Source organism: Bosea sp. F3-2 (genome assembly GCF_008253865.1).
GTDB lineage: Bacteria > Pseudomonadota > Alphaproteobacteria > Rhizobiales > Beijerinckiaceae > Allobosea.
In genome coordinates this window covers 1643615-1666275 of sequence record NZ_CP042331.1, presented here as the reverse complement: position 1 = coordinate 1666275, position 22661 = coordinate 1643615, and the positions used below count along the sequence as shown (strand labels likewise).

Annotated in this window: 21 protein-coding genes; 10 read left to right on the top strand and 11 right to left on the bottom strand. The window is 66.7% G+C overall.

The window, feature by feature from the left end:
- Positions 1-30 precede the first annotated feature (30 nt).
- From FQV39_RS07715 to FQV39_RS07700, 4 genes are read right to left on the bottom strand one after another with little or no spacing between them, the layout of a single operon-like run.
- Positions 31-1290 carry an acyl-CoA dehydrogenase family protein gene (locus FQV39_RS07715; protein WP_149129757.1) on the bottom strand — a complete coding sequence of 420 codons (1260 nt, stop codon included), beginning with the start codon at positions 1288-1290 and terminating at the stop codon, positions 31-33.
- A 1-nt stretch (position 1291) separates the two neighbouring features.
- Entirely contained in the window at positions 1292-2125 is an 834-nt protein-coding gene (locus tag FQV39_RS07710) for an enoyl-CoA hydratase family protein (RefSeq protein WP_187640313.1), read from the bottom strand.
- 8 nt (positions 2126-2133) lie between these two features.
- Positions 2134-2682, bottom strand: coding sequence for a MarR family winged helix-turn-helix transcriptional regulator (locus tag FQV39_RS07705; protein WP_248313288.1), 549 nt, complete (start codon positions 2680-2682; stop codon positions 2134-2136).
- Between the two features lies 1 nt (position 2683).
- A complete protein-coding gene (locus FQV39_RS07700; RefSeq protein ID WP_149129755.1) occupies positions 2684-3439 on the bottom strand; it encodes an SDR family NAD(P)-dependent oxidoreductase in 756 nt (251 codons plus the stop codon).
- Positions 3440-3675: 236 nt separating this feature from the next.
- Here FQV39_RS07700 and FQV39_RS07695 point away from each other — a divergent pair, with 236 nt between their 5' ends.
- Positions 3676-6000 carry a bifunctional salicylyl-CoA 5-hydroxylase/oxidoreductase gene (locus FQV39_RS07695; protein WP_149129754.1) on the top strand — a complete coding sequence of 775 codons (2325 nt, stop codon included), beginning with the start codon at positions 3676-3678 and terminating at the stop codon, positions 5998-6000.
- A gap of 150 nt (positions 6001-6150) precedes the next feature.
- On the opposite strand, the gene FQV39_RS07690 is transcribed toward FQV39_RS07695, so the two are convergent.
- Positions 6151-7440: an MFS transporter gene (locus tag FQV39_RS07690; protein ID WP_187640204.1), complete on the bottom strand. Its 1290-nt coding sequence runs from the start codon at positions 7438-7440 to the stop codon at positions 6151-6153.
- 434 nt (positions 7441-7874) lie between these two features.
- On the opposite strand from FQV39_RS07690, the gene FQV39_RS07685 reads away from it, so the two are divergent.
- A complete protein-coding gene (locus FQV39_RS07685) occupies positions 7875-8972 on the top strand; it encodes a tlde1 domain-containing protein (RefSeq protein ID WP_248313287.1) in 1098 nt (365 codons plus the stop codon).
- A gap of 93 nt (positions 8973-9065) precedes the next feature.
- Here the strand turns inward: FQV39_RS07685 and FQV39_RS07680 are convergent, their stop codons facing one another.
- Together FQV39_RS07680 and topA are read right to left on the bottom strand one after the other, a co-directional pair.
- Entirely contained in the window at positions 9066-9539 is a 474-nt protein-coding gene (locus FQV39_RS07680) for an aminoacyl-tRNA deacylase (RefSeq protein ID WP_149129752.1), read from the bottom strand.
- A gap of 163 nt (positions 9540-9702) precedes the next feature.
- A complete protein-coding gene (gene topA, locus FQV39_RS07675) occupies positions 9703-12366 on the bottom strand; it encodes a type I DNA topoisomerase (RefSeq protein WP_149129751.1) in 2664 nt (887 codons plus the stop codon).
- Between the two features lie 208 nt (positions 12367-12574).
- Here topA and panB point away from each other — a divergent pair, with 208 nt between their 5' ends.
- Positions 12575-13393 carry a 3-methyl-2-oxobutanoate hydroxymethyltransferase gene (gene panB / locus FQV39_RS07670; RefSeq protein WP_149129750.1) on the top strand — a complete coding sequence of 273 codons (819 nt, stop codon included), beginning with the start codon at positions 12575-12577 and terminating at the stop codon, positions 13391-13393.
- A gap of 87 nt (positions 13394-13480) precedes the next feature.
- On the opposite strand, the gene FQV39_RS07665 is transcribed toward panB, so the two are convergent.
- Positions 13481-14617, bottom strand: a complete 1137-nt coding sequence (locus tag FQV39_RS07665; RefSeq protein ID WP_248313286.1) for a serine hydrolase domain-containing protein — start codon at positions 14615-14617, stop codon at positions 13481-13483.
- Between the two features lie 157 nt (positions 14618-14774).
- Between FQV39_RS07665 and FQV39_RS07660 the strand changes: the two genes are divergently transcribed.
- The 5 genes from FQV39_RS07660 (at position 14775) to dprA (ending at position 19354) form a co-directional block, all read left to right on the top strand.
- On the top strand, positions 14775-15719 hold the full coding sequence (locus tag FQV39_RS07660) for an aspartate carbamoyltransferase catalytic subunit (RefSeq protein ID WP_149129748.1): 945 nt from the start codon (positions 14775-14777) through the stop codon (positions 15717-15719).
- Between the two features lie 5 nt (positions 15720-15724).
- Positions 15725-15967, top strand: a complete 243-nt coding sequence (locus FQV39_RS07655; protein ID WP_149129747.1) for a hypothetical protein — start codon at positions 15725-15727, stop codon at positions 15965-15967.
- Positions 15960-17276 carry a dihydroorotase gene (gene pyrC, locus FQV39_RS07650; RefSeq protein ID WP_149129746.1) on the top strand — a complete coding sequence of 439 codons (1317 nt, stop codon included), beginning with the start codon at positions 15960-15962 and terminating at the stop codon, positions 17274-17276. Before FQV39_RS07655 ends, pyrC begins: the two co-directional genes overlap by 8 nt.
- Positions 17277-17495: 219 nt before the next feature.
- Positions 17496-18119 (top strand): glycerol-3-phosphate 1-O-acyltransferase PlsY, encoded by a 624-nt coding sequence (plsY, locus tag FQV39_RS07645; RefSeq protein ID WP_149129745.1) that lies wholly within the window; start codon positions 17496-17498, stop codon positions 18117-18119.
- A gap of 5 nt (positions 18120-18124) precedes the next feature.
- The gene (gene dprA / locus FQV39_RS07640) at positions 18125-19354 is read left to right on the top strand and encodes a DNA-processing protein DprA (RefSeq protein WP_187640203.1); all 1230 of its coding nucleotides are present in this window, start codon (positions 18125-18127) and stop codon (positions 19352-19354) included.
- Between the two features lie 123 nt (positions 19355-19477).
- On the opposite strand, the gene FQV39_RS07635 is transcribed toward dprA, so the two are convergent.
- Together FQV39_RS07635 and FQV39_RS07630 are read right to left on the bottom strand one after the other, a co-directional pair.
- Positions 19478-19729: a hypothetical protein gene (locus tag FQV39_RS07635; protein ID WP_149129744.1), complete on the bottom strand. Its 252-nt coding sequence runs from the start codon at positions 19727-19729 to the stop codon at positions 19478-19480.
- Positions 19730-19827: 98 nt separating this feature from the next.
- A complete protein-coding gene (locus tag FQV39_RS07630; protein ID WP_149129743.1) occupies positions 19828-20742 on the bottom strand; it encodes an AEC family transporter in 915 nt (304 codons plus the stop codon).
- 224 nt (positions 20743-20966) lie between these two features.
- Here FQV39_RS07630 and FQV39_RS07625 point away from each other — a divergent pair, with 224 nt between their 5' ends.
- The gene (locus FQV39_RS07625; RefSeq protein ID WP_149129742.1) at positions 20967-21368 is read left to right on the top strand and encodes a hypothetical protein; all 402 of its coding nucleotides are present in this window, start codon (positions 20967-20969) and stop codon (positions 21366-21368) included.
- A gap of 241 nt (positions 21369-21609) precedes the next feature.
- Entirely contained in the window at positions 21610-22017 is a 408-nt protein-coding gene (locus FQV39_RS07620; RefSeq protein WP_149129741.1) for a hypothetical protein, read from the top strand.
- Positions 22018-22100: 83 nt separating this feature from the next.
- Here FQV39_RS07620 and ruvX read toward each other — a convergent pair whose 3' ends face one another.
- Positions 22101-22604, bottom strand: coding sequence for a Holliday junction resolvase RuvX (gene ruvX / locus FQV39_RS07615; RefSeq protein WP_149129740.1), 504 nt, complete (start codon positions 22602-22604; stop codon positions 22101-22103).
- Between the last annotated feature and the right edge of the window lie 57 nt (positions 22605-22661).

Below are 22661 nucleotides of genomic sequence, written 5' to 3'. Positions count from 1 at the left end.
GTCGGATCGACCTGATCGGTGAATCCGTCTCTAATTATTTGATGGAGAACGCGTTATCCGATCAGGTTGCGCTGCAACCTGATCGGCGCGTGCTCCAGCGGCATGTGCTTTGAGCAGGTCGCGCGCGATCACGACCTTCTGGACCTCGCTGGCACCCTCGTAGATGCGCAGCGCCCTGATCTCCCGGTACAATTCCTCCACCTTGACGCCCTTGGTGACGCCGAGGCCGCCATGGATCTGGACGGCCCGGTCGATCACGCTCTGGGCGTTCTCCGTCGCGACGAGTTTGGCGAGTGCGGCCTCACGGGTGACGCGGGCAGCGCCGCGGTCCTTGGTCCAGGCGGCGCGGTAGACGAGGAGGGCTGCGGCATCCACCTCAGCCGCGCTGTCGGCGATCGCCGCCTGCGAGAGCTGGAGGTCGCCGAGCGTGCCGCCGAAGAGCTTGCGGCCATTGGCGTGGCCCAGCGTCTCGTGCAGCGCCCGTCTTGCGAAGCCGAGCGCGGCGGCGCCGACCGTCGAGCGGAAGATGTCGAGCGTCGCCATCGCGACCTTGAAGCCGTCGCCCGGCCCGCCGATGCGGTTATCGAGCGGCACGCGGCAGCCTTCGAAGCGCAGCGTCGCGAGCGGATGCGGCGCGATTACCTCGATGCGCTCAAGCGTGGTCAGGCCGGGCGTATCGGCCTCGACCAGGAAGGCGGAAAGCCCGCGCGCACCCGGCGCCTCGCCGGTGCGGGCGAAGACGACGTAGTGGTCGGCGATGCCGCCATTGGAGATCCAGCTCTTCTCGCCATCGATGCGGACATGGCCGCTATCGTCCGGCGTCGCGGTCGTTGCCATGGCGGCGACGTCCGAACCCGCCTCCTTCTCCGACAGCGCGAAGGCGGCGATGCGCTTGCCCGCAGCGACATCCGGCAGGATGCGCCGCTTCATCGCCTCGGAGCCTGCGATGCTGATCGAGCCGGTGCCGAGCCCCTGCATGGCGAAGGCGAAATCGGCGAGCCCGTCATGGGCGGCCAGGATCTCGCGGGCGAGGCAGAGGGTGCGCACGTCGAGCCTGTCGGAAAGCCCGCCATAGGCGGCCGGCACGGCGGCTCTCAGGAAACCTGCCGCACCCAATGCCGCGACGCGTGCCCGGCAGGCCTCGTCGACATCATCGTGGGGCAGGTCGGAAAGGTAGGAATCGGCCCAGCCGGAGAGTTCGGCCGCGAAGGCGCGGTGGCGCTCCTCGAAGAACGGCCAATCCAGCGTGTCGCCGAGGATGTCGAGGCCGAGGCGAGGAGCGCTGCCCATGTCAGTTGCCCTCGAAGACCGGTTTCCGCTTCTCGGCGAAGGCGTGGTAGGCGCGGGCGAAATCCTCGGTCTGCATGCACAGCGCCTGTGCCACGGCCTCGGCCTCGATCGCGCTTTCGACCGACATCGCCCATTCCATCTCGAGCATGCGCTTGGTCATGGCGTTGGCGAAGGTGGGGCCGTCCGCCAGCTCGGCCGCGAGCGTCTGCGCTTCGGCCAGGACGGCCTCAGACGTGCAGAGCCGGTTGAGGAAGCCCCAACGCTCCGCCTCCTCACCCTTGAGCACGCGGCCGGTGTAGAGCAGCTCGGCGGCGCGGCCCTGGCCGATAATGCGCGGCAGCATCGCACAGGCGCCCATGTCGCAGCCGGCGAGGCCGACGCGGTTGAACAGGAAGGCGATCTTAGAAGCTGCCGTGCCGAGCCTGAGGTCGGAGGCCATGGCGACGATGGCGCCGGCGCCGGCGCAGACGCCATCGATCGCCGCGACGATCGGTTGCGGGCAGGCGCGCATCGCCTTGACCAGCTCGCCCGTCATCCGGGTGAATTTGAGCAGGTCCTTCGTCTCCATCGCGACGAGCGGACCGATGATCTCGAAGACGTCGCCGCCCGAGGAGAAATTGCCGCCGGCGCCGGTTACCACGATCGCCTTGACCGCTTCTTCTTTCTGCGCCGCGAGGAAGAAATCCGTGAGTTCACGATAGCTTGCGAAGGTCAGCGGATTCTTTTTCTCAGGCCGGTTCAGCGTCACCGTCGCGACCTTGCCGGCGACGGAAAGCGCGAAATGCACCGGTTGGAAGGTGCTCAGCGGCAAAAGGGTCGCGTTGGCTCGGCTGATTTGCTGGCTCATCCGTTCTCTCCTCCCGCCGCTCCGGTCGCGCTGTTCTGGCGTCCATTGATGGCGCGATGCAGCGAGGTCTTGGTCTCTCCGAGCAGCCGGAAGAGCTGCCCGATCTCGGGCTGATCGAGCCCTGCGAAAAGCTCGGCGATCCAGCCTTCATGGCGCTCGGCCATGGCCCGGAAGGCCTTGCGGCCCTGCGCCGTCAGGGTGAGGATCTGCACGCGCCGGTCCTGCGGCGCGGAGCGCTTGTCGACGAGCCCATCCGTCACGAGCCCGGCGACGACAGCGGTGACGTTGCCGTTCGAGACCATCAATCGCTGCGAGACCTCGCCGACGGTCATGCCGACTGCGGTCTTGTCGAGCTGGGCCATCAGGTCGAAGCGCGGCAGGGTGGTCTTGAACTCCTCGCGCAGCCGGTTGCGGATCTCGGTCTCGATCAGCGTCGAGCAGGTCAGCAGCCTGAGCCACAGGCGCAGCTCGTCCTTGTGGTCGCCGGGGCGTTCGCTCGCCTTGGTCTCGCGGTCGAGCATCAATGTGGAGGAGGGCGTCTCCATCTCAGAACTCCCCGCCATTGATCAGAAGCGATTGGCCGGTGACCGCATCGCTGCCCGGACCGCAGAGATAGAGGACGGCGGCCGCGACCTCCTCGGGCGCGATCAGGCGCCCTTGCGGATTGTCCTTGACCATTTCGGCCAGCGCCTGCTCGCGGCTCTTGCCGGTCTTGGCTGTGATGGTGTCGAGCCCGCTCGCGACCATGTCGGTGTCGGCGTAGCCCGGGCAGACGGCATTGACGGTGACGCCGGTGCGCGCCGTTTCCAGTGCCAGCGACCGGGTGAGCCCGATCACGGCATGCTTCGCTGCCGCATAGGCGCTGACGTAAGCATAGCCGCGGTGCCCGGCCGTCGAGGCAATGGCGATCAGCCGGCCGCGACGGCGTTCCAGCATGTCGGGCAGCACGGCATGGAACAGGTTGACCGTGCCGATCAGGTTGATCTCGACCATGCGGCGGAAGCGCTCGCTGTCGCTGCGCATGAACGGGCCGGTCTCGACCGCGCCGGCATTGGCGATCGCGATGTCGAAGGCGTGCTCTCGAGAAAGTTGATCCAGGGCAGCCGAAACCGAGATCTCGTCACGCACATCGCAGGCGGCGAAATCGGCGGCGGCCCCGGCTGCGACGGCGTCCCGCAGCGCGGCCTCGTCACGGCCGAGGATGCTGACCCGCGCCCCTGCCTGAGTCAGCGCGGTGGCGATGGCTCGGCCGATGCCGCGTCCGCCTCCCGTCACCAGCGCGTGCTGTCCCTGCAGAGTCATGACCGTTCGACCTCCGCTGTCTAATATATTTTAAACCTCAATCAATTTGCAAGCCTCTTGATTTTCCTCGGTCGGCGGAGCCAAGATTTTGCAACGCAGTGCGCGATTTATATGAGAAGGGAGCTTGTTAGGCGGTTCCTGATGTGCAGGTCGCCAAAGGCTCTTGAGTTCAAAATCATTTCAGGTTTAAAATATTTTCTCAGACCGGATCGGCCGGTTCCCTGATGGAGGCGTCGATGCGTATCGCGGTTGTGGGCGGAGGGCCGGCAGGGCTCTATTTCGCGCTGCTGATGAAGCGGGACTGGCCCGAGGTCTCGGTCGATGTCTTCGAGCGCAACCAGTCGGACGACACCTTCGGCTTCGGCGTCGTCTTTTCCGACCAGACGCTCGACATCTTCAAGGCGGCGGATGAGAACAGCTATGCTGCGATCCGCGACAACTTTGCCTATTGGGACGACATCGAGATCCATTTCAAGGGCGACAGCTACCGCGTGCCCGGCAACGGCTTCTGCGGCTGCTCGCGCCGCTCGTTGCTGATGCTAGTGCAGGCCAGGGCGCGCGAACTCGGCGTCGGCCTGCATTTCGGCAGCGAGATCGCCGATGTCGAGACCTTGAAGCGCGACTACGACCTCGTCGTCGCGGCCGATGGCGTCAACAGCCGCCTGCGCGAGAGCTGGCGTGAGCGCTTCCAGCCGGAAACCGACCTGCGCCCCAACAAATTCGCCTGGATGGGCTCGACCCGACCCTTCGACGCCTTCACCTTCTTCTTCAAGCAGACCGAACATGGGCTTTTCATCGCCCATTGCTACCAGTATGAGGCCGGGCGCTCGACCTGGGTGTTGGAGACCGATCCCGAGACCTTCGCCAAAGCCGGGCTCGACAAGCTCGACGAGGCGCAGTCGGCGACTTTCCTCGAAGGCGTCTTCGCCGAGGAACTGCAGGGCCACAGGCTCATCACCAATCGCTCGCTCTGGCGCAATTTCCCGATGATCCGCTGCCGCAACTGGGTCGTCGAGAATGTCGTGCTGATTGGTGACGCCAAGGCGACGGCGCATTTCTCGATCGGCTCCGGAACAAAGCTGGCGATGGAGGACGCTATCGCGCTGCACAAGGCGATGGGCCAGGCGAAGCTCGACGTCGCCGCGGGCTTGAAGCTGTTCGAGACGCAGCGCCGCGAGGAGGTCGAGAAGACCCAGCACGCGGCCGATGTCTCGCTGGTCTGGTTCGAGGAATTGAAGCGCTTCTGGGATTTCGAGCCGCTGCGCTTCGCCTTCGGCCTGATGACCCGTTCCAAGGCGATCACCTACGACAATCTGGCGCTGCGCGCGCCGGAAATGGTCTCGGCCGTCGACAAGCTCGTCGCGGATGGGCTGGGGCCCCTGGCGAGGCGGCGCAAGGACGGTTCGCCCGTCCCGCCGGCCTTCCAGCCCTTCAAATTGCGCGAGATGCAGGTCGAGAACCGCATGACGGTCTCGCCGATGTGCCAGTACTCCGCCGAGGACGGCCTGCCGACCGACTGGCACCTGATGCATTACGGCTCGCGCGCTGTCGGTGGTGCCGGGCTGATCTTCACGGAGATGACCTGCGTCGCGCCGGACGCGCGCATCACCCCCGGCTGTACCGGTCTTTGGAGCGATGCACAGGAAGCAGCCTGGAAGCGGATCGTCGATTTCGTCCATGGCCATTCGGCCGCGAAGATCTGCCTCCAGCTCGGCCATGCCGGGCGCAAGGGCGCGACCAAGCTGATGTGGGAGGGCATGGACCGGCCGCTGCCGGAAGGCGCCTGGCCGATCGTCTCGGCCTCAGCCTTGCCCTACTACCCGGAGAGCCAGGTGCCGCGCGAGATGACCCGCGCCGACATGGACCGGGTGAAGGCCGAGTTCGTCGCGGCTGCCGAGCGCGGCGAGCGCATCGGCTTCGACATGCTGGAGCTGCACTGCGCCCACGGCTATCTGCTGGCGAGCTTCCTCTCGCCGCTCACCAACAAGCGCACTGACGAATATGGCGGCTCGGTCGAGAACCGTCTGCGCTTCCCGCTGGAGGTCTTCCGGGCGCTGCGCGAGACCTGGCCGCGCGAAAAGCCGATGTCGGTACGCATCTCCGCGACCGACTGGGTCGAAGGCGGTCTGTCTGCTGCGGATTCCGTCGCGATCGCCGAGGCCTTCGCTGCCGAGGGGTGCGACCTCGTCGACGTCTCGACCGGGCAGACCGCGAAGGAATCGCGCCCCATCTATGGCCGCATGTTCCAGACGCCGTTCTCGGACCGCATCCGCAACGAGGCCGAGGTCGCGACCATGTGCGTCGGCAACATCACCACGGCTGATCAGGTCAACACCATCATCGCCGCCGGCCGGGCCGATCTGGTCGCGCTCGGACGCCCGCATCTCGCCGATCCATCCTTCGTGCTGCGCGCGGCGGCTTGGTACGGCGTCGATGTCGCCCAGCCGGTGCAGTACCAGCCCGGCAAGGACCAGCTGATGCGCAACACCCCGCGCGAACGCGAGGAACTGTTGGAGCTGAAGCTCAAGGCCAAGCCCAGCCGCCACGCCGTGGCGGAGTGAGGTCTGAACACCTTGGTGGGGCAGTGGTTGTGCATTCCCCGTCATTGCGAGGAGCGTCAGCGACGAAGCAATCCAGGGGGGACTGGGCTGAATCGCTCCACCCAGTCCAACTGGATTGCTTCGCTGCGCTCGCAATGACGGAGCGGCGCCCTATTTGTCGCCCTGCGAGCGGCCGGAGGGCGACACGTCGGGAATGGTCGGCGCCGTCGGCTTGCGCTCCCCAAAGGGATTGGCCGAAGGCGGGTTGCGCCGCAGCCGGAAGGCGAGATAGGCGCCTGCTGCCGCCGAGAGCAATCCGAGATAGGCGAGCAGCCCGTTCGGGCCGACTGCCTGCATGAAGGCGGTCGAGACCAGCGGGCCGATCGCCGAGCCCGTCGCCCAGAGGAACAGGAGCTGCGCCGAGAGACCGAGTGCCCGCTCGCGGCCGAGCCGGAAATAGGCATGCGCGACGGCGACCGTATAGATCGGCATCGAGCCCGCGCCGATGAGCGCGAACAGGCCGAACAGCCAGAAGCGGGCATGGGGCAGGGCGAACCAGAGCACCGCCCCTAGCGCCACCGAGCAGAACACCACCGAGAGCGTGGCGCTTAGCATGATCTTGCGGCTCTCGACCCGGTCCGCCAGCAGGCCGAGCGGCCATTGCAGCACCAGCGCGCCGATCTGGATGCCTGCCGTCAGCAGGATCGCCCAGGTCTGGTCGAGCCCGATCAGGATGCCGTAGGCCGGCGCCACATTGGTCAGTGCGCCGCCCATCAGGCCGACATAGAGGCAGCCGATGACCGAGGCCGGCGCGTATTGCCAGATCGTGTTGAGCCGGACCGAGACGACCTCGCCCGATTCCGGCCCCTTCGCCTTCGTCATGCCGACCGGGATCAGCGCGATCGAGAAGGCGGCGCTGGCGAGCAGGAAGATGTCGTTCGACTGCAGCGAGACGTAGCCGACGCCGATCTGCGAGCCGATCAGGGCAAGGCGATTGAGGATCTGGTAGAAGCCGAAGACGCGGCCGCGCTGGCCGGCCTTGGCCTGTCCGCTGATCCAGCTCTCGATGCAGATGGCGTGGCCGGCGCCGCCGAAGCCCATGCCGAGCCGCGAGATGCCCCAGACGTCGAGCGGCGTCGCCGTGAAGCTCAGCGTCAGAACGGCCTGCAAGGCCGCGAAGACGCCGAAGGCGCGGATATGCCCGACGCGGCGGATGAAGGCGGGGATTACGAAGCAGCCGGCGAGGAAGCCGACGGAATAGGCCGAGCCGACGAGGCCGATCAGCAGCGGCGCCTTCTGCGCCAGCGCCATCTTCAGCGGCACCGCCGTGTTCACGATGGTGGCGGCGACCTGGAGGATGAGCGCGCCGCTGACGATGGCGCCCAGCGCTGCGACGGAACTCGTCTTCGGCTCGGCCGCTGCTTCGGTCACGTCGGTCTCGCCCTCCTGCGCAGCCGCCATGAAGGCCTGAGATTCTCGAGGCGACAAGCCCTGCGGTTGCGATGCTTGCGACATATCCGATTCGAACGCCGGGTTGGGAGAAATGGGCTGATAGGCCAGCCTCGCCCGAAAAGATGGGCCAATCGCGGCGGCCAGGGAAAAATCTTCGTCTCCATTCCTCCATCCGCCGGCCTTGATCGCGCCGCCTTTGCATCGTTTTGCGGGGCCGCTGCGGCCTGAAACCCGCAGCTCCCTCATCCGCAAAAATTATCGATGCGGTTCACCGGCGATTAACCAACACAGCGCCTTATCGAAGCAGAACGAAGTTTGAGTTCTCCCGGCATGCTCGGCCACATCGCGACGCGCATCGCGCCTCCCTTGATCGGGGTGCGAACGGCGAAGCTGTGTCCGCCGCCGCCGTCGGGTGTGGCGTAAGCGTATCGAGAGTGCGGCGGATGACCTATGCGACCTATGTGCGGGAAGGCGGCGCGCCCTATGTGCGCCCGCGCCGTCGCCGCCGGCCTTTGTTGAAAGGGTTCTTCCTCGCTGCCGCCCTGAGCTGTGGTGCTATGTCCGGCTTCTGGATGCTGGGGCAGGGTGCGCCGGGACCCGATGCCGGCAACACGTCCTCGCCCACCGCTCGCAAGACGCCTGCCGGTCGCGCCGCGACGCAGTCGGCCCCGGCCTATAGCGGCCTGCTCGATCCGGCACTGTCCGGCGGCAAGGCGGCGTCCTTCGTTCCGGGCGCTCCGGTCCGTTCCGCCTTCCAGCCGGCGAATCCGGTTCCGCCGTCATCTTCCATTGCTGCGGCCGCTCCGGCTTCCGAGCCCGCCTTGCCCCTGCCGCCGCAGCCGTCGGTCACCCTGGCGGAGAAGCCTGTGCCCATGCCGGTGCCTCGGCCCCTCGATCTGCTTCCGAAGGCCGATCTCCAGCAGCCGCAGGAGCTCCAGCCGCGCGTGGCGCAGCCGACCGCACCGCGCCGGAACCGCACGGCCGCTGCCGCGCCGACCCCGGAAGACAACCGCAACTTCTTCGAGAAGATCTTCGGCGTGCAGAAGCAGCAGCCGACGGGCACGGCGCTCGCCTATGCCGCACCGCAGGACGACGTCGTCGACCGTGGCCGCGTCGCCCGGCTCAGCCCCTCGACAAGCACGCCGCCGCGCACCGCAGAAGCCGGCACCGCGATCTACGATATCGGCGCCAAGATGGTCTACATGCCCAATGGCGAGCGGCTCGAAGCCCATTCCGGTCTTGGCGAGATGATGGACAATCCAAGCTACGCCCATGTCCGGATGAAGGGCGTCACCCCGCCGCACACCTACACGCTGACCGAGCGCGAGGCGCTGTTCCACGGCGTGCGCGCCATCCGCCTGAACCCGGTCGGCGGCAGCGGCGCCATCCATGGCCGCGCCGGGCTATTGGCGCACACCTATCTGCTCGGATCGCGCGGCGACTCGAACGGCTGCATTTCCTTCAAGGATTACGAGCGCTTCCTGCAGGCCTTCCTGCGCGGCGAGGTCAAGCGGCTGGTCGTGGTCGCAGGAAACGGCTGACCTCCGGCCGACGCATCAGCCGCCGGCCGAGACCTGAGTTTCACCACGTTGCATGCCGGAGGGCGTCCGTCTCACGCCGTGCCGACGATGTCCCTAGTAGGATGGGTGGCTGAAGCTTGCTACCCGCGCATCCTTCATCAGGTTGAGGAAGTCGGCGCCGCTGACATGCACCAATGTCCGGTGGTCACCGCCTTCGAAATAGATCTCCTTGGCGTCGCCGAGGCTCTCGTCGAGGAGCACCGGCACGTCATAGGCCGATCCGACCGGTGGAACGGCGCCGATGTCGCAGTCGGAGAATAGCGAGCCGATCTCGTCCTCGGAGGCGAGGCCGAGACGCTTATTCATCACATCCTGCAAGCGCGAAAGCTCGATCCGGTGCGTGCTCGGCACGACAGCGAGCACATAGCCGGTCTCGTGATGGACGACGACCGATTTGGCCAGCTTGCTGCCGGGAATATGGGCCGCCTGCGCCGCCTGGCTGCTGGTGGCCGTGCGATTATGGGCGACGGTGTCATAGGCGATGCCTTGGCCGTCGATATAGCTTTGAAGCTTTTTGGCGATGGTCATGATAGGCGCCCCTCTCTTGCGTGGTGACGCATCAGAGCGGGTATCCTCCTCCCATCACTGGCGAAGTCAACGGCGGAGCAGGGCTGGGCCCGGCCGTCAGATGCCGTCATGCTCGGGCTTGACCCGAGCATGACGGCGTGTGGCAGGGCAGACCCTTGCTGGATCAGCCGCCCGCCGCCTTGGCCCTGCTCTTGGCAGGCGCCTTCTCCGCCTTCTCGCTTGTCGCTTTCTTGGCTGCGGCCTTCTTCGCCGGAGCCTTGGCCTTCGACGCGCCCGCGGCTTTGGCTTTGCCCTTGGCACCGCCCTTCGCCTCGGCCTTGGCGTTCGCCAGCTCGATCGCCTGTTCCAGCGTGATGCTCTCAGCGGTCATCGTCTTGGGCAGCGTCGCGAAGATCTTGCCCCAGGCGACATAGGGGCCGTATTTGCCGGCCTTCACCTCCAGCGGGCCGCCCGCAGGATGCTCGCCGAGCGCACGGCCCGGCGCCGCCGCCGCACCGCCGCGCCGCCCGCCGCCGTTTTCCTTGGCGACGATCAGGTCAATGGCACGGTTGGCGCCGAGTTCAAGCACGTCGTCGCCCTTGTCGATATTGGCGTAGGTCTTGCCGTGCTGGACGTAAGGTCCGTAGCGGCCGATGCCGACCAGGATCGGCTCGCCCGACTCCGGATGGCGCGCGACTTCACGCGGCAGGGAGAGCAGGGCCAGCGCCTTCTCCAGCGTGACGCTTGCCGGCGTCATGCCCTTGGGCAGGCTGGAGCGCTTCGGCTTCTCGCCCTCGCCGAGCTGAATATAGGGGCCGAAGCGGCCGTCCCGCATCGTCACTTCGAGGCCGGTCGCCGGGTCGGTGCCGAGCACGCGCACGCCGGGCGTGCCCTGGCCACCTTCGGCGGAAGCCTCGCCCTCGGCCGCCGGGATGGAGAGCGGGCGGGTATAGCGGCACTCGGGATAGTTCGAGCAGCCGACGAAGGCGCCGAACTTGCCGAGCTTGAGCGAGAGCGTGCCGTTGCCGCAGTTCGGGCAGACGCGCGGATCGGAGCCATCGGCCTTCGGCGGGAAGATATAGTCGCCGAGGATGCCGTTCAGCGCCTCCAGCACGTCGCCGACGCGCAAGTCCTTGGTCTCGCCGATCGAGGCCTGGAATTCCTCCCAGAACGCGCGCAGCAGCGCCTTCCAGTCGATCTCGGCATTCGAGACCCGGTCGAGGTTCTCTTCCAGGCCTGCCGTGAAGTCGTACTCGACATAGCGCCCGAAGAAGCTCTCCAGGAATGCCGTCACCAGCATGCCCTTGTCCTCGGGCACGAGGCGCTTCTTCTCGACGCGGACATATTCGCGATCGCGCAAGGTCGCCAGCGTCGCGGCATAGGTCGAGGGCCGGCCGATGCCGAGCTCTTCCATGCGCTTGACTAGGCTCGCTTCCGAGAAGCGCGGCGGCGGCTCGGTGAAGTGCTGGTCGGCGGCGATGGCGCGCTTCTCCAGCCGGTCGCCGGCCTTCATCGCCGGCAGCTTCCTGGAGTCCTCGTCCTCCTCGTCGTCGCGGCTCTCCTGATAGAGCGTCAGGAAGCCGTCGAAGAGCACGACCTGTCCGGTGGCGCGCAGGTCGAGATTGCGCGCGCCGACCTTGGCGGCGATGTCGACCGTGGTGCGCTCGAGTTCGGCCGATTCCATCTGGCTCGCGATGGTGCGCTTCCAGATCAATTCGTAGAGCTTCGCCTGCTCCGGCTCGAGATGGCGCGCGACCATCGCCGGCAGCCGGCCGAGCTCGGTCGGGCGGATCGCCTCGTGGGCCTCCTGTGCGTTCTTGGCCTTGACCGTGTATTTGCGCGGCGCGTTCGGGACGTATTTGTCGCCGAACTCCTTGCCGATGACGCGGCGGGCGGCGGTGATGGCCGAGCCGTCCATGTCGACGCCGTCGGTTCGCATATAGGTGATGAGACCGACGGTCTCGCCGCCGATGTCGACGCCCTCATAAAGGCGCTGGGCGAGCTGCATTGTCCGCGCTGGAGCCAGCCCGAGCTTGCGCGAGGCCTCCTGCTGCAGGGTCGAGGTCTGGAATGGCGGGTAGGGATGGCGCTTGACCGGCTTGGCCTCGACCTCAGCCACAGTGAAGAGCGCGGTTTCCAGCGCCTCCTTGAAGGCCTTGGCTTCCTCGGCGGTGCCGATGTCGAGCCGAGCGATCTTCTTGCCGTCGGCGCCGACGAGGCGCGCCTCGAAGGTCTGGCCGGATTCGGTCGCGAGTGTCGCGACCAGCGACCAGTATTCCCGCGCCCTGAAGGCCTCGATCTCGCGCTCGCGGTCGCAGACAATGCGCAGCGCCACCGACTGCACGCGGCCGGCCGAACGGGCGCCGGGCAGCTTGCGCCAAAGCACCGGCGAGAGGGTGAAGCCGACGAGATAGTCGAGCGCGCGGCGCGCCAGATAGGCGTCGACCAGCGCCTGGTCGATGGCGCGCGGATTGGCCAGCGCCTTCTGTACGGCGTCCTTGGTGACGGCGTTGAAGGTGACGCGCTCGACCGGGATGCCCTTCAGCACCTTCTTCTGGTTCAGCGCCTCCAGCACGTGCCAGGAGATCGCCTCGCCCTCGCGATCCGGGTCGGTGGCGAGGATCAGCTTCTCGGCGCCCTTCACGGCGCGCGCGATCTCGGCGACCTGCTTGGCACCGCGGCCCTCGATCTCCCATTTCATGGCGAAATCGTTCTCGGGCTCGACCGAGCCGTCCTTGGCCGGCAGGTCGCGGATATGGCCGAAGGACGCCACGACCTCGTAGTCGGAGCCGAGATATTTGTTGATCGTCTTGGCCTTGGCCGGCGACTCGACGACGAGGAGCTTCATGGTGTCTCAGTCTCGATAACAGCCCTGATCGGGTCGCGGAACCGGCCGTAACGGACGGTTCCGCGACCCGCAAGACCGCTGCGGTTCGGAATTGCGCGCGAAAGTGGTTCAGCGGGCGGGCCGTGTCAAACGGCGATTACGCTTTGAGTGTCGCACGGGACCGTTTAGGGCCTTTCTCCGGCTTGGGCTACGAAATGGGGAGGCGAGCGTGTCTTCGCAAGCACAGATCAGACGCCAGACGGCGTTGGATATCCGCAGCCGCAAGGGAGCGGAGCCGATCGTGTCCTTGACCGCCTATACGGCACCGATGGCGGCGCTGGCCGATCGCCATTGCGATTTCCTCCTCGTGGGGGATTCGCTCGGCATGGTCGTGCATGGCCTCGACAGCACCGTGCCGGTTACGCTGGAGATGATGATCCTGCACGGGCAAGCCGTGATGCGCGGCTCGCAGCGCGCGCTGGTCGTCATCGACATGCCCTTCGGCAGCTATGAGGAAAGCCCGGAGCAAGCCTTCCGCAATGCTGCCCGCATCATGCAGGAGACCGGCTGCGGGGCGGTGAAGCTCGAGGGCGGGCAGCGCATGGCGAAGACTATTCGCTTCCTGGTCGAGCGGGGCATCCCCGTGATGGCGCATGTCGGGCTGACGCCGCAGGCGGTGAACGTGCTGGGCGGCTTCAAGGCGCAGGGACGCAACCGGGCCGAATGGCCGGCGATCGCGGCCGATGCCGAGGCTGTGACGGAAGCCGGCGCCTTCGCCGTGGTGCTGGAGGCGGTGGCCGAACCGCTCGCGGCCGAGATCACCGCCAGGGTCGCGATCCCGACCATCGGCATCGGCGCCTCCGCCGCCTGTGACGGCCAGGTGCTCGTGCTCGACGACATGCTCGGCCTGACCGGGCGCGTGCCGAAATTCGTCAAGCTCTTCGGCAATCTGGCTGAGGACGTCGACAAGGCGGTGGCGGACTATGCCGCTGACGTTCGGGCCCGGCGCTTCCCGGCGCCCGAGCACGTCTATTCGGTGAAGGATTAAGCTCGGAACCACCTCGTCATTCCGGGCTCAAGCCTTCGGCTTGCCCCGGAATGACGAAAGTGGTTCCCAGACGAACGCGGCGAGCTCTCAGCTCTGCGCCGCCAGCAGCCGGTCGATGAAGCCCTCCGTCGAGGCCCCGTTGATCCAGCGCAGCACCGCGACGATGTCACGCTCAGGCTCGACCCAGATCACGTTGCTGCCGGCGCCGAGCGCCGAGAAGGCGGTCTCTGGAACGCCCGGCCGTGCCGCAGGCCCGCGTGCCAGCCACCAGAGATAGCCGTAATTGCCGAGCGTGGGGGAGGGCGTCAGCATCCGCTCGACCCAGCTCTGAGAGAGCAGTTGCCTGCCGTTCCACGCGCCCTGGCGGCCGATCAGCAGGCCGAAGCGGGCATGGTCGCGCGCGCCGATGAAGAGCCCGCCGCCCCAGTGCCCGCCGCCGGGCACGGACTGGATGCGCTGGCCGTCGATCTCGACGAAGGAACTGCTGTAGCCCTGCCACTGCCAATCCGGCGAGGCGCCGATCGGATCCATGACGCGCTCGCGCAGCACCTCCGGCAACGGCCGGCGGAAGCGCTGGAGCAGCGCGTAGCTCAGCACGTTCACGCGCACATCGTTGTATTCGTAGAAGCTGCCGGGCTCGTTGAGATCGCGGCGCTGGCCCTTGCGGCTGTTGTCGGCGCCGGGGCCGATCTGGCGATTGTGGTCGACCTGGTCGGATTTCCCGAAGATCTCGCCCTGCCATTCGCTCGACTGCTGCAGCAGATGCCGCCAGGTGATCTTGCCGTTATGCGGCCCGGCGAAGGCGGGATCGTCGACGCTCTTGCCCACGGGCTCCTCGACGTCCCGGATCAGCCCGTCGTCGAACGCGATGCCGGCGAGCACGGACAGATAGCTCTTGGCGATCGAGAAGGTCATGTCGGGGCGGGCGGTGTCGCCCCATTCGGCGACGATCCGACCACCTTTCAGAATCAATCCCGCCGGCCCGCCGCGCTCGCGGACCGGGCCGACGATCTCGGTCCAGGGACCCGTCTCGTTCCACTCGACATTTCCGACATAAGAGCCATCCGGATAGTAGAGGCTGCGCGGCCAGGGGCTCTCGTGATCCTGCGCGAAGGCGACGGCTGCTGCGAGCCGGCCGGCATCCAGGCCGGCCTCAGCCGGGGTGAGGGCTTCCCACGCGATGCCGTGAGACCCTGGAACATAGGCGGTCGTGGAGGCGGACAAGGCTTGGTCCCTTCGGCAAAACATGGGAGCGGACGGGCGAGGCATCTGACCTAGCGCCAATCGGCAACAAGCTCCACCGCTGCGCGCGGCATGACAGCCTTTCTCTTTTGGGGCGGCTTGCACCGGAGGCGAGTCGCGCCTAAACAGCCACCTTCAAATGACATCGCCAGCCCCGCTCTATCCGCACCGCCACCTGCTCGGCATCGAGGGGTTGTCCCATCTCGACATCGAAGGGCTGTTGGACCGGGCCGAGGCCTATGTCGCGCTCTCCCGGCAGGTCGAGAAGAAAGCCGCGACGCTGCGCGGCCGCACCCAGATCAACCTGTTCTTCGAGCCCTCGACCCGCACGCAGGCCTCCTTCGAACTCGCGGGAAAACGGCTCGGCGCCGATGTGATGAACATGTCCGTCGCTTCCTCCTCGGTGAAGAAGGGCGAGACGCTGATCGACACCGCCGCGACGCTGAACGCCATGCGGCCGGACATCATCGTGGTGCGCCACCATGCCGCCGGCGCGGTCAATCTCCTTGCCCGCAAGGTGAGCTGCTCGGTGGTCAATGCTGGCGACGGCGCCCATGAGCATCCGACGCAGGCGCTGCTCGACGCGCTGACGATCCGCCGCAACAAGGGCCGCATCCAGGGGCTGACGGTGGCGATCTGCGGCGACATCCTGCATTCGCGCGTCGCTCGTTCCAACATCATCCTGCTCAATGCGCTCGGTGCCAAGGTCCGACTGATCGCGCCTTCGACGCTGATGCCGCCGGGCATCGAGCGCATGGGCGCCGAGCTCTACACGGACATGAACAAGGGGCTCGAAGGCGCTGATATCGTGATGATGCTGCGCCTCCAGCTCGAGCGCATGCACGGCGCCTTCGTGCCGTCCTCGAAGGAGTATTTCCGCTATTACGGCCTCGATCGCGAGAAGCTCGAGCGCGCTGCGCCGGATGCGCTTGTGATGCATCCGGGGCCGATGAACCGCGGCGTCGAGATCTCGTCGGAAGTGGCCGACGGCGCGCAGTCGCTGATCCGCGAGCAGGTCGAGATGGGCGTCGCGGTCCGCATGGCCGTGCTCGATGCGCTCGCCCAGCATCTGCCGAATGTCTGAGCGGGATGGGGACCGTTCTCGCCTGGCTGCTCCCTCTGATGCGCCGGGCGCGCCTCGTCTTCACGGGGCTCTATCTCGTCGTGGCAGTCGGCTTCCTCTATGCCGATCCGCGCGCAGGCTGGACCTGGTTCATCGTGATCGCCGGCGTCCTGCTCTGTCTGCTGTTCTGGGGGCTCGTCGCCTTCTGGAGCGTCGTCTTCACGCGCCGGCCGGATGCTGACCGCCGGGATGGAACCGAACATGGCTGAAACGCAGGATATCGCAGCGCAGGATCTGGCGATCGTCAACGCCCGGCTGGTCGACCCCGTGACCGGCCGCGACGGAACCGGAGCCGTCCTGTTGCGTGACGGCGTGATCGCCTCGGTCGAATGGGGCGCCGCGCCTGCGACGGGCGAGGGCGTCCGCCGGCTCGATGCGGGGGGGCAGGTGCTGACGCCGGGCCTGATCGACCTGCGCGCCTTCCTTGGCGAGCCGGGGGCGGAGTTCCGTGAGACGCTCGGCACCGGCTCGCATGCCGCCGCAGCCGGCGGTGTCACCACCATCGTCTGCCGGCCCGACACCGACCCGCCGATCGACGATCCCGCCATCATCGACTTCCTGAAGCGCCGCGCCCGCGACAAGGCGATCGTCAACGTGCTGCCCTGCGCCGCGCTGACCAAGGGGCTGGAAGGCAGGGAAATCACCGAGTTCGGCCTGCTGCTCGAAGCCGGTGCGGTTGCCTTCGGCGATGGCGCCAGGGCCTTGCGCAATCCGCAGGTCATGCGCCGCGCCATGATCTACGCCCGCAACTTCGACGCGCTGATCATGAACCATGTCGAGGACCCGGAACTGCGTGGTTCCGGCGTGATGAACGAGGGCGAGTTCGCCAGCCGCAAGGGCCTGCCCGGCATCCCGCTCGAGGCCGAGACGGTGATGCTGGAGCGCGACATCCGCCTCGCCCGCGCCACCGGCGCCCGTTATCACGCCGCGATGATTTCCTGCGCGGAATCGGCTGAACTCGTTCGCCGAGCCAAGCAGGATGGCGTCCGCCTCACCTGCGGCGTCTCGATCAACAATCTCACCCTCAACGAGAACGACGTCGGCGACTACCGGACCTTCTGCAAGGTCTCGCCGCCGCTGCGCCACGAGGATGATCGCCTCGCTCTGGTCGCCGCTCTCGCCGAAGGCGTGATCGACGTCGTCGTTTCCGACCATGATCCGCAGGATGTCGAGACCAAGCGTCAGCCCTTCGCCGAGGCCGCGGACGGCGCGCTCGGCATCGAGACCATGCTATCGGCCGCTCAGCGGCTGGTGCAGGCGGGCCAGATTGGGCTGCCCCAGCTTCTCGCAGCCCTGTCGGCTCGGCCTGCCACGCTGCTCGGCTTGCCATCGGGGCGCCTTGCTCCGGGGGCGCCGGCCGACCTCGTCCTGTTCGATCCCGAGGCGCCGTTCGTCGTCGACAAGCGCAAGCTCAAGTCGCGTGCCAAGAACTCGCCCTTCGACGAGGCGCGGCTGGAAGGCATTGTCGCCGCCACGATCGTCGCCGGGCGGGTGGTGTATGAGGGCGAGCCGGGCTGAACGCTTTGCCGTTGTGGCGAAGCGCCGACGATACCCGCGCGGGTCGTCCCGGGCGAGCGAAGCGAGACCCGGGATCCATGCCTGAACCTTGATCGGAAACGCTCCGGCATGGATCCCGGATCGGCGCCGCCGAGGGCGGCTTGTCCGGGATGACGGCGCGCTTTGCATTGATGGATACAGGTTCTATTCTGGCGGCGGATTGCCGGGCGAGGGGGCTGAATGGCTGAGACGTTGACCTGGAGCCTTTCCGGCTCCGCCACGCTGATTGCCCTCGTCGTCGGCTATCTCTTTGGCTCCATCCCCTTCGGCATCATCCTGACGCGTCTGGCGGGCGGGCCGGATCTGCGCAGCATCGGCTCCGGCAATATCGGCGCGACCAATGTCCTGCGCACCGGCAACAAGAAGCTCGCTGCCGCCACCCTCGTCGGTGACATGCTGAAGGGCACCGCGGCGGTCATCGTCGGCGCGCGCCTGCTCGGCGGGCCGGAAGCGGCGCTGGCGGCCGGCGTCGGCGCCTTCCTCGGCCATCTCTTCCCAGTCTGGGTCGGCTTCAAGGGCGGCAAGGGCGTCGCGACCTATCTCGGCGTGCTCATCGGGGTGAAGGGTTCGATTGCGCTCGTCTTCGCCGCGATTTGGCTGAGCGTCGCCTATCTCTCGCGCTATTCTTCCCTTTCGGCGCTGGTGGCCAGCCTGCTGACGCCGCTGCTGCTCTGGTTCTGGGCGGGCATGCACCAGGCCGCCATCGTCATGGCCATCCTGACCGTGCTGCTCTGGATCATGCACCGGGCTAATATCGCCCGGCTCCTGGCCGGGCGCGAAGGCAAGATCGGCCAGAGGGGCTGAGCGGTATGGCGGCTGGCATCGTCCTCTCCGATTGCCAGCGTCTCGATTGGTTGAGGCTGATCCGCAGCGAGGGCATCGGCCCGCGTACCTTCCGTACCCTGATGAACCGCTTCGGCGGGGCTGGTGCCGCGCTTGAGGCCCTGCCTGAGCTCGCGCGACGAGCAGGCCGTACGATCCGCATCTGCCAGCCAGCCGAGGCGGAACGCGAAATCGAGGGACTGCGACGTCTCGGCGGACGCCTGATCGCGCTCGGCGAAACGGAGTACCCGGCGCCGCTGCAGGCGATCGATTCGGCGCCGCCGCTGATCGCAGTGCTCGGGCAGGTGCCGATTCTCCAGAGGCCGGCGGTCGCCCTCGTCGGTTCCCGCAATGCCTCCGCAGCGGGGATGACGTTCACCGGTCGACTGGCGCGCGAGCTCGGCGAAGCCGATTTCGCCGTTGTCTCCGGGCTCGCCCGCGGCATCGACACGGCTGCTCACCAAGCCAGCCTCGATACGGGCACGATCGCCGTGCTCGCGGGCGGCCTCGACGAAATCTATCCGCCGCAGAACATCCCGCTGGCGGAGCGCATCGCCGAGCGCGGCGCCGTCCTTAGCGAAATGCCGCTCGGCTGGGTCGCGAGGGCGCGCGATTTCCCCCGGCGTAACCGGTTGGTTTCCGGCCTCTCGCTCGGCACCGTGGTGGTCGAGGCGGCACGTCGCTCGGGCTCTTTGATCACGGCGCGCTTCGCCAACGAGCAGGGCAGGTTGGTCTTCGCCGTGCCGGGCTCGCCGCTCGATCCGCGCGCCGAAGGCGGTAACCATCTGATTCGGGAGGGAGCGACGCTTTGCGCCGAAGCGACGCATGTCATCGAGGCGCTTGCGCCGCTGCGTCGGCAGGACCCTACCTCCTGGCTGGAACGCTCTGCGCTGCGGGAGGTCGCCGGCGACCCGGCGAGCGAGGCAATGTGGGATGAGCTCGACCTGCCGGAAGTGGCATCGGCGCCGGGGTTCATAGGACATGACGGGGATTTCGATTCCCCGTCATCGGCCGAGGAGGTCGAGCGGCCTGCCTTGCAGTCGGGCCTCGGGCGCCTCGTGCTGGAATTGCTGGGACCGACGCCGATCGGGCTCGACGACCTCGTCCGCGCGAGCGGTCATGCCGCGCGCGAGATCAACCGGGTATTGGTCGAACTGGAACTCGAAGGGCAAGTGCACCGTCACCCCGGAGGAGCATTGTCGCGGGCGAGCTCCTGACACTCCTCAGGCTCTGAGGCCTACAGCATCGGACCGAAAAGTGGAATCCACTTTTCGGAAAAATCCGATGCGATAACAAACTCATAGATCGCCGTTATCGCGTCCGAAAGGACGCGCGGCGATCTAATGGCCCTTGCCGTTCGATTTGACCAGGCGCTCGACCTCGGCGGACGCCTCGATCCGCGCCATCTCCAGGAAATAGGACAAGGTTTCGAGCTTCGTGCCGCGCGCCATGCCTCGCAGCTCGGCGGCCATGCTCTCGATGAAGGACGCCGCCTCCAGCGCTGTCATCGGCCGATCGGGAAGGTTGTCGTCCTGCTCATCGAGATCCGGTTCGGGTGGAACCAGCTTTCGCGCCTTTGGCTTTATGCGCATGGATTCCCTCGTCTGGCAGGCACGGCACTCGTCCGGAGGCGTTCCTTCGATATGCAATTATAAATTGTATCATACAACAAATTTCAAGTCTTGGTTGATCAGGCCAGGAACAGGACGGCGACCGGGAGCGTTGCCAGCGCGAGCAGGGTCTGAAGGGTTGTGATCTCGGCCATGAGCGGCGCGTCGCCACCGAGATCGCGGGCGAGGAAGTAGGCGGCTGTGGCGGTCGGAACGGCACCGGCAACGATCGTCATGGTCAGGGCCGGGCCGGTGACGCCGAATAATCCGGCATAGAGCCAGGCCGCCAGCGGCATCACAGCGAGCTTCAACGCGACTGCGACCCCATGGGCCAGGCGGGGGCGCGCAAGGCGATTGAGATCGAGCGCGGAGCCCACAACCAGCAGGCCGATGCCGAGGGAAGCCCGCCCCAATATGTCGAGATAGCCTGTGAAGGCCGAAGGCAGCAGCCACTGGACCTGATTGAAGGCGAGGCCCACGGCAGAGGACCAGATGAAGGGGTTGTACAGGATCGAGCGCACCGTGCCGCCCACGCTCATCGGCTTGCCATTGGCGAAGCGCGCGAGGACGACGACGCACAGGACATTGAGCAAGGGGATCATTGAGGCGACGGCAATCGCCATCAGCGTCGCGCCATTGCGGCCTTGCAGGCCGGCGGCAAGCGCCAGTGCGACGAAAGTGTTCCAGCGGACCGAGCCCTGGAAAATCGAGGTGAAGGCAGGCCCGTCGATGCCTGCTCGCGCCAGGAGCGGCCGGGTGAGGAGCAGAAGGGCTGCGACGCTGAGGATGGCGAGGACGAGGCTCGCCCCCATGGCGACGACCGGTACGCCGCGCAGATCTGCCATGGCGAGCGTATGGATGACGACGGCGGGGAAAAGGACCTGATAGGTCAGGCGCTCGACACCCAGCCAATGCGAGGGTGAAACGAGGTTGCGGGCTTTCAGGAGCCAGCCCGTCGCGATGACGAGGAAAACGGCGATCAGGCTGTCGAGCATGGCAGACCGGCAGGGTGGCAGGAACAACGGAACCCGCCACCGGTTGATACGGTGATTGGGTTGGACCAGCCTGTTCCATGGCGGCCCGCAGCCGGCAAGGGCGTTGACGGGAAGCCGCTGTGTCCCTGCCGCAATGCTGCCGCGATTGGTTCAGGTCGCATTCAACCGGACCGAGCGAACCTGTTTGCGTGGTTCGGGAGGGTCCCGAGAAAGGAGATTCCGTCATGATCTCTCTGAGCAAGAAGTTCGCCATCGCGCTGACTGCCGCAGGTATGGCGGTGAGCAGCTTCGCGGTTCCCGCCATGGCGAAAGAGCAGCGCCTCTTCGATGCGGCGCGGCTCGACAAGGCGCAGGCCGAATATACGCAGTACTACCGCGGCTATCGCGGCTACTACGGCTATCGCGGCTATCGCGGCTATTCGCGCGGCGCTGCGGTCGCGGGGGCCGTGGGTCTCGGTATTCTCGGCGCGGCGGCTATCGCGGCGAACAACCGCGCCTATGGGGCGCCGTACTATTATGAGGACGACTATGCGCCTCCGCCGCCGCCGGTCTATGCCTATCCGCGGCGCTACTATGCGCCCTACGGCGGCTATTATGCGCCGTATGATTTCCGCGATTACCGCTGAGGTCGCGGCCTAGATCGCCGCGCGTCCTGCCGGACGCGATAACGGTGATCTATCTATTTGTTATTGCGTCAGATTCTTCCGAAAGGGGCTTCCATTTTTCGGTCTGATGCAAGGAAGCGTCTTGCAAGGCCCGCGCAATCTGCGCGGGCCGATCTTTGTGGGGCGCGTCAGGGAAATCTTTGCGATTCGACGCCAGAATCTTGGTGTCGCTTGTTTTTGGAAGGGCTGGGGTATCACTGAAATGACGTCGCTTCGAAATGCTCTGATCGCCGGGCTGGGATTGGCGACGGTCGGCTGGGCCTGTGTTCAGCCCGCCGCAGCGCAATACTATGCCGGCCCGGACTATGATCGCCCCTACGAGCGGCGCTATGGCGATGGCTATGAGCGTCGTAGCTATGAGCGTCGCAGCTATGGGCGCGACGGCGAGCGCAGGGATTGGCGTGACGAGCGCCGCGGTTACGGCCGCGACGATGGCCGCGGAGACTGGCGCAACGATCGTCGGCCCGGCTACGACGGCGGCCGTCGCCAGCAGGACCCGATGGCTGGCATGACGATGGAAGAGCGCAAGCGCGCGATCAAGAACGAGCGCGAAGCGCAGAAGAAGGCGTTCAAGCAGCAGCAGTTCCAGCGCAACTTGCTGGGCCAGTAGCGCCGGAGCCCTAGCGGCGAGGCCGAGGCTCGGCATTCGCTACGCATTTGTAGAACCCGTTCCGCTTCCGGCGGGACGGGTTTTTAGTTGTTCGGCTCGCCTTCGTCCTCCTCCATCTCTGCGAGCCGGCCCAGCCGGTCGAGCGCGCCCTGCAGGATGTAGGCGGCGGCCATCTTGTCGACGACCGCCGCGCGCTTGGCGCGCGAGGCATCGGCATCGAGCAGGGTGCGTGTCACGGCCATCGTCGACATCCGTTCGTCCCAGAACACGATCGGCAGAGCGGTGAGGGGGGCGAGGTTGCGCACGAAGGCGCGGGTGGACTGCACGCGCGGTCCCTCCGTGCCGTCCATATTGAGCGGCAGGCCGATCACCAGCCCCGCGATCTGGTGCTTTTCAGCGATCTTCAGCAGTGCGGCCGCATCGAGCCCGAACTTCACCCGCTGAATCGTCTCCAGCGGCGTCGCGATCTGCCGCTCCAGGTCCGAGAGCGCAAGCCCGATCGTCTTGGTGCCGAGATCGAGACCGAGCAGGCGCGCATGCGCCGGCAGGTCGAGGAAGGCTTCGAGCGGGACGATCTGGCTGGTCATGCCATGGCGGTACCATGCGCAGCGCCCGGTTGCGAGGTGCTCGCGCCGCAGCCATTG

Bases quoted from the DNA above. Each gene is read 5' to 3' on its own strand.
- FQV39_RS07630 (WP_149129743.1), bottom strand. From the start codon at position 20,742: ATGCTCGACAGCCTGATCGCCGTTTTCCTCGTCATCGCGACGGGCTGG.
- ruvX (WP_149129740.1), bottom strand. From the start codon at position 22,604: ATGACCAGCCAGATCGTCCCGCTCGAAGCCTTCCTCGACCTGCCGGCG.
- FQV39_RS07700 (WP_149129755.1), bottom strand. From the start codon at position 3,439: ATGACTCTGCAGGGACAGCACGCGCTGGTGACGGGAGGCGGACGCGGC.
- FQV39_RS07660 (WP_149129748.1), top strand. From the start codon at position 14,775: ATGACATCGCCAGCCCCGCTCTATCCGCACCGCCACCTGCTCGGCATC.
- topA (WP_149129751.1), bottom strand. From the start codon at position 12,366: ATGAAGCTCCTCGTCGTCGAGTCGCCGGCCAAGGCCAAGACGATCAAC.
- dprA (WP_187640203.1), top strand. From the start codon at position 18,125: ATGGCGGCTGGCATCGTCCTCTCCGATTGCCAGCGTCTCGATTGGTTG.
- FQV39_RS07680 (WP_149129752.1), bottom strand. From the start codon at position 9,539: ATGACCATCGCCAAAAAGCTTCAAAGCTATATCGACGGCCAAGGCATC.
- FQV39_RS07620 (WP_149129741.1), top strand. From the start codon at position 21,610: ATGACGTCGCTTCGAAATGCTCTGATCGCCGGGCTGGGATTGGCGACG.
- FQV39_RS07635 (WP_149129744.1), bottom strand. From the start codon at position 19,729: ATGCGCATAAAGCCAAAGGCGCGAAAGCTGGTTCCACCCGAACCGGAT.
- FQV39_RS07655 (WP_149129747.1), top strand. From the start codon at position 15,725: ATGGGGACCGTTCTCGCCTGGCTGCTCCCTCTGATGCGCCGGGCGCGC.
- FQV39_RS07695 (WP_149129754.1), top strand. From the start codon at position 3,676: ATGCGTATCGCGGTTGTGGGCGGAGGGCCGGCAGGGCTCTATTTCGCG.
- plsY (WP_149129745.1), top strand. From the start codon at position 17,496: ATGGCTGAGACGTTGACCTGGAGCCTTTCCGGCTCCGCCACGCTGATT.
- pyrC (WP_149129746.1), top strand. From the start codon at position 15,960: ATGGCTGAAACGCAGGATATCGCAGCGCAGGATCTGGCGATCGTCAAC.
- FQV39_RS07625 (WP_149129742.1), top strand. From the start codon at position 20,967: ATGATCTCTCTGAGCAAGAAGTTCGCCATCGCGCTGACTGCCGCAGGT.
- FQV39_RS07715 (WP_149129757.1), bottom strand. From the start codon at position 1,290: ATGGGCAGCGCTCCTCGCCTCGGCCTCGACATCCTCGGCGACACGCTG.
- FQV39_RS07685 (WP_248313287.1), top strand. From the start codon at position 7,875: ATGACCTATGCGACCTATGTGCGGGAAGGCGGCGCGCCCTATGTGCGC.
- FQV39_RS07705 (WP_248313288.1), bottom strand. From the start codon at position 2,682: ATGGAGACGCCCTCCTCCACATTGATGCTCGACCGCGAGACCAAGGCG.
- FQV39_RS07690 (WP_187640204.1), bottom strand. From the start codon at position 7,440: ATGGCGGCTGCGCAGGAGGGCGAGACCGACGTGACCGAAGCAGCGGCC.